The following is a 5722-nucleotide window of genomic DNA, read 5'->3' as shown; positions in this document are numbered from 1 at the left end:
CTCTTAATATTGATGGGCATATTTTTGAGGTTTATCATAAGGGTCAGCTACGAAAGGATTGTTAATTATGAAGAAGATTTTAATAATTGAAGATGACAGAAACCTCTTAAATGAACTAAGGGAATTTTTGGAAAATAAGGGATATGAGGTAGGTACTGTAAATGATTTCTTGAAGGCTAGTGATTTTGCTCTTGAAACAAGGCCTGACCTTGTGATTTTGGATATAAACCTGCCAGGCATATCTGGTTTTGATATTTGTAAGAGCATAAAAGAAAAATCAAATATTCCAATCCTAATGCTTACTTCAAGAATAGGTATAGAAGATGAAATCAAGGGGCTTGAAATAGGTGCTGATGAATATCTTGCCAAACCAGTTGATACAAGGAGATTAATTTTAAGAATGGAAAAACTTCTGAATTTGTTTGATCATTTTCAGGATATAATAAGTGTTGGGGATTTGAGCCTTGAATTGTCAACATCAAAGCTTTCCTACAAGGATTCATATTTAATTCTCACTCAGACAGAAGCGGATATAATCAAAAAGCTTATGGAATCTTATCCGGAAATTGTCACAAAAGACGACCTCTTAGAGGCTGTGTGGTCAACAATTTATATAGACGAAAATATCCTCCAGGTAAATATTACCAGATTAAGAAAAAAACTAAAGAACCTTGGGTCATACAATATCTACAACAAGAGGGGCAAGGGATACGGACTTGGAGTTTGCGATGAATAGTACATTTAAAGACGGACTTCTTTGGATAGTGGCCTTTTTAGCCTTAGATATTTGCTTTATTTTTTTAATACACTTAATTGGACCAACTTTAATTAATAACTTCATAATATTTATTCTTTTATTTACCATCTTGGCTTTAGTTTTTATCCTAAGGACCATAAGGAAAAGAAATAAAAAAAGAATAGAACTTCTTGAAGAATTTCTTATAAAGAATTCATTTTTAGCCAAAGATGCCCTAGTGGGAGAATTTGGAGATGACTATAAGAAAATCTTTGATGACTATCAGTTGGCAATAAAAATAAAGGATAAGAGGCTGGAAGAGGCTAGATCTAAACTCATTTCATACAGGGAATTTATAGAAATGTGGGCCCATGAGATAAAAACTCCCCTAGCCTTTGCAAATTTATTTTTAGAAAACCACAAAAATGACTTTAACAGGGAAATTCTCGATAAGCTTAGTCTTGCCAACACAAATATAGAAAATTATATCAATCAAATTCTTTACTACGCAAGAGTCGATGCCAACAAAAAAGATTACAAGATGGAAGATGTCATCCTTAGAGGATGTCTAGACGAAGCCATTAAGTCCTATTATCCATTGATTGCAGAAGAGGGGATTATAATTAAGGAAGATGTGTCAGAGGTCAAAGTCTTTACAGATAAAAACACCCTAATATTTATCATTTCCCAGATTATTTCAAATGCCATTAAATACTGTGATGGCGTTATAAATATCACCAATAAGGGTAAAAATCTTTATATAGGAAACAACGGGCCAAAGGTTGCCGACCAGGACCTCGCCTTTATATTTGAAAAGGCCTTCACAGGAGAAGTTGATAAGATTCACAAGTCAACTGGTATGGGTCTTTATCTGGCAAAGCTTTATGCCAAAGACCTTGCCATAGATATAGAAGTGGTCGAAAATAGGGACGGAAACTTTGTAATTGGTCTAAGACTCTAAGGAGAATCTATGATTTTAAAACCCTACAGGGAAGTATTTTGACTATGAGGGGCTATTGATATTTTCCATTGAGTTTTTAAGTGTTTTGCTATAGGAAAGATGAATTTGAACTAAAGGGATATTATGGAATTAAGTAAGAAGTTTGAGCTTCAAAAGTGTAAGAGAAAAATAATATATCAGATAAAGCACGAAGATGTGCCTATTAGGCTTGATCCCAACCTTGATGAGGCCATTAAATACCTCTTGTGGTATGTGCCAAATATTAATTCTGAGCAGGCAAAAAAAGAAGACCTCCTTACAAATTTAGAATACGATGACTATGTTTTTGAGGAATTAATGGCTGCTATGAAGCTTAGGGACGTAGATGTGCTTTTTACCGATGCCATTAAAAATTCAATTGTGGATGATTTTAGGGAAGGAATTTGCCTAAATGATCAAAAAATTGTGATGACCTTGGCGGATGGAGAGACAAAAACCATGAGCCTTTTAAGGCATATTAGAAACGCCATTGCCCACGGGAATTTCAATGTGGTTGAGGGTTTGCTTGTTGGTTTTGATATCAAAAGACTAGCGGAAAATAAGGTTGAAAATAGGGGGATTTTTAAAATCTACCCAGAAGGTCTCTTGAGAGCCCTTAGGAAAATTCACTTTGACTTTTCAAGTCAAGAATTTATTTCAGATGCTTTTAGGAGGGCTGGATACAAAGTTGAGCCCTACCAAGAGGAATACCAAAGAAGCCACCGTTTTGACCTCTATGCCAAAAAGAATAATAATAGATTTGCCCTTGAAATTAGAAACTATGAATATGGCCAGAAGCTATCAAAAAAAGAAATATCTAATATGATTAAGGATTTTAGAGGAGCTGTCAAAGGCTTAATTCCTGTTTTAATTATTAATTCAACTTACCTAACAGATGAGGATAAGGATAGACTATTAAATGAAGATGTAATTATCCTCGATATAAAAAATATAAAAAAGATGCAGAGGGGTAGGGATATGGTGGAAGAGATACTTAGAGATAATATTAATTTCAAGCAAACTTTTTAAAGGATATCAATTAAAACTTTGATTTATATTAGAGTCCGGTATAATAGCCCTACATTGTTAAAACGAAAGATGAATAAGGAGGAATAATGACCGACATTAATAATCAAAACCAAGGCGAAAAAGTAAGAAGAAGTCGCCAAGAGAGAAGAAGGGAAATCCCTATCGATAGAGAAGGAAGACTTGATGCTGGTAGAAACCTATCATGGGGTTCTATCATAGCTGGAGCAGTTTCGGGTGCAGCAGTATTTACTGTTCTAAGCCTTTTAACAGCAGCCCTAGGCTTTGGAATTTTTTCAGCAACATCAGCTAATCCCTTTGCAGGAATCGGATTTTTCACTGGCCTTTGGACAGCAATTACATTAATAATTTCATTTTGTGCAGGTGGTTTTGTAGCAGGCTATGCTGCAAGGTCAACTGGTTTACTTCATGGAGCAATCACATGGGCAGTTACAGTTTTACTACTTTTCACCCTTGTATTTAATGCAGTAGCAACAACTCTCGGTATTGCAGGTCAAACAGTAGGAGCTGTGGCAGGTGGGGCTGCAAATATTGCAGGATCTGCCCTAAGCGGTGCAGGAGAAGTAACAAGCTTAACTATGAGCCAAGCTATTGATAAGGTTAGTGAAGGTATGGAAGCAGTTGATACAAAAGACCTAGAAGCTGACCTTGAGAAATATCTAGAAGATACAGATGTTGAGGAATTAAAACCAGACTACCTTAAAGGTCAAGTAAAGGAAAGCAAGGATGAAATTGCAGCAGCAGTTAAGACTATTGCCTTAAACCCAGAAAGTGCTAGTTCTGAAATTGATAAGCTAACCAAGTCACTTTCTAAGAAAGCTGAAAAAATCGTAAATGCAGCAAACGAAGATGCTATAGCAAATGCGGTAGCAGAAAATACAAACCTAACTGAAGCCAAGGAAATTGGCAAAAATATCTACGAAGAATTTGATAAGGCAGCTGTAAAAACAAGCCAATCAATAAATCAAGCTTCTGATAAGATTAATGAGCTTGCTAAAGAAGCTAAAGTAACAGCTGATGAAAAATTAGATAAGGCTAAAAAAGGTGCTGACAAGGCATCAAACGCTGTATCTATCGGATCAGTTTTAACCTTCCTAGGCCTAATAGCAGCCCTTGCAATCTCAGCTATAGCCGGTAGAAAAGGCGAAGAATTCGCTATAAAAAATTATAGATAAGCATAAAAATAGACCCGTCATGGGTCTATTTCTTTTTAAATTTCATCCAATAATAGAAAGCATAGATGAAATTGGGTATTTAGAATTTATTCTTTGGTCGTAGTCAAGATACCTGTTTGGTTTTTCTGACCTAGCTGTATTTAAGGAAATTATGAGTCCTGAATGTCCTAGAACAAAAAGACTTGGAGGAAAGTCATAAATCCTATCTTCAATTGTTGGATTTGGGTCTAGGGCATTTTTAACCACATAGGCATCCGAAGAATCTTTTAAGATTGAAGCTAGTTTAATGGCTTCGTTGGCTGTATTTGAGTTTGTTAGTATATAGATATTTCTTCCTGTAAATGTTTGGTCTTTTTGGATTTTCAAAGACACTTGGTCGTAGTATAAGTAAGAATCTAGGTTAAAATGTTCTATTTCTTCCTTATATTTACTGGCAGGATTTTTCACAAAGGCTGTCTGGTAGGCTGAATTTTTATCATTCTTAATGGCTTTTAGGGTGGTTTCTATGAGATTGCCCCTATAGAATATAAAGTCTTCCTCGGAATAATCTTGGTGGATGAAGTATTTGGCAAAGTCATTTACAAATAAATTATTAAGAGAATTATTGTCTGATAGGTCAATAATCATGGTTGAAATACCAGGAGCAGATGTTACTGACTTTATTATGTCATCAATAATTTTATCTATTTCGTTTACTTTGAGGCTTGGTAGGGATACTCTTAAAACATATCCATTTTCTATACCAACAGATGACTCGTTTGTATTTTTGTCATTAATTATCCTCTTATAGCGGTTGACTACTTGAGGATTTTCCAGAATTTCTTTCATTGGCGACTCGGTCTTGTTTTTGTAGTAGTCAAACAAGTCAGTATAGCTATCCTTATCCAAAATTTTTGTATAAGAGTCGTTTAGTAGGCCTACATATTCTCCTAGGAGCATAAAGAAATCTTGGTCAGTTTTAGAGCTAGTGATTTTTTTCTTGTACTCATCGCTTCTTTTGGTAAATTCCTCAAAAGATTCTGTATTTGACTGATCAATAGCAAAATTTTTGACTATGGTTTCATAGAGAATGTCAAAGTCAGAACTTTTTTCCGCACTAGTTAGGCTCCTACCTTCTGTGGAGGAGATGAAGGCTGTAGTTGATAAGTCAGCAAGGACTTCATCTCTAAAGGCTGGATATCCTGTTTTGGCATAGGTAGTTAGTTTCTTATAGACAAGAAAGCTTGGGATCATTATTAATAAAATACCAACAAAAGCTAGAGCCAACCTACGTCTCCTGTAGGTTCTTTCTCTTTCTCTCCTAGCTCTCTTTCTTCTAGCTCTCTGTCTTTGTGTAAGAGAGTCGTCGTCTTTTACAATCCTAATTTGGCTATCTATAGTACTTTTAATCCTATTAGTATTTTCACTTTTTCTTCTAAGAGTATTTCTCTTTCTTCTTGTCATTGGTCATCCTGTAATTTTTTTCAAATATTATCGCAAAATCACTACCTTCGCCAAGTTTTGATTTCACCTTAATTTTTCCAGATAGGGCTTCTACGAAATTTTTTGTGATGGCAAGGCCGAGGCCAACGCCATTTTCCTTAGTATTTCTAGAATCATCAACCCTGTAGAATCTTTCAAATATTCTTTGTATGTCATCTTCTTTGATGCCAATACCAGTATCGATTACATTGATAGTAATTTCTTTTTCGCTTTCTCTAAGATAGATATCTATTTCTCCATCCTTGCCTATGGCCTTGATAGCATTTGACACAAGGTTTTGAATAATCTGACTAAGCTTATCCC

Annotated in this window: 6 protein-coding genes; 4 read left to right on the top strand and 2 right to left on the bottom strand. The window is 35.2% G+C overall.

Annotated elements, in window-relative coordinates; all coding sequences use genetic code 11:
* The first annotated feature begins 67 nt into the window (after positions 1 to 67).
* The 4 genes from RQ893_RS07690 (at position 68) to RQ893_RS07675 (ending at position 3937) form a co-directional block, all read left to right on the top strand.
* Positions 68 to 736 carry a response regulator transcription factor gene (locus RQ893_RS07690; RefSeq protein ID WP_311482448.1) on the top strand — a complete coding sequence of 223 codons (669 nt, stop codon included), beginning with the start codon at positions 68 to 70 and terminating at the stop codon, positions 734 to 736.
* Positions 729 to 1697 carry a HAMP domain-containing sensor histidine kinase gene (locus RQ893_RS07685; RefSeq protein ID WP_311482447.1) on the top strand — a complete coding sequence of 323 codons (969 nt, stop codon included), beginning with the start codon at positions 729 to 731 and terminating at the stop codon, positions 1695 to 1697. Before RQ893_RS07690 ends, RQ893_RS07685 begins: the two co-directional genes overlap by 8 nt.
* 123 nt (positions 1698 to 1820) lie before the next feature.
* Positions 1821 to 2744: a hypothetical protein gene (locus RQ893_RS07680; RefSeq protein WP_311482446.1), complete on the top strand. Its 924-nt coding sequence runs from the start codon at positions 1821 to 1823 to the stop codon at positions 2742 to 2744.
* An 86-nt stretch (positions 2745 to 2830) separates the two neighbouring features.
* Positions 2831 to 3937 (top strand): hypothetical protein, encoded by a 1107-nt coding sequence (locus RQ893_RS07675; RefSeq protein WP_311482445.1) that lies wholly within the window; start codon positions 2831 to 2833, stop codon positions 3935 to 3937.
* Between the two features lie 42 nt (positions 3938 to 3979).
* Here RQ893_RS07675 and RQ893_RS07670 read toward each other — a convergent pair whose 3' ends face one another.
* Together RQ893_RS07670 and RQ893_RS07665 are read right to left on the bottom strand one after the other, a co-directional pair.
* Positions 3980 to 5380: a peptidase S41 gene (locus tag RQ893_RS07670; RefSeq protein ID WP_311482444.1), complete on the bottom strand. Its 1401-nt coding sequence runs from the start codon at positions 5378 to 5380 to the stop codon at positions 3980 to 3982.
* Positions 5352 to 5722: ATP-binding protein (locus RQ893_RS07665; RefSeq protein ID WP_311482443.1), on the bottom strand; the 371-nt coding region annotated here is incomplete at its 5' end. The genes RQ893_RS07670 and RQ893_RS07665, both read right to left, overlap by 29 nt.

Source organism: uncultured Anaerococcus sp., assembly GCF_963510915.1.
Taxonomy (GTDB): domain Bacteria; phylum Bacillota; class Clostridia; order Tissierellales; family Peptoniphilaceae; genus Anaerococcus.
Note: the sequence above shows the minus strand (reverse complement) of the source record. Positions and strands in the feature narration are given on the sequence as shown.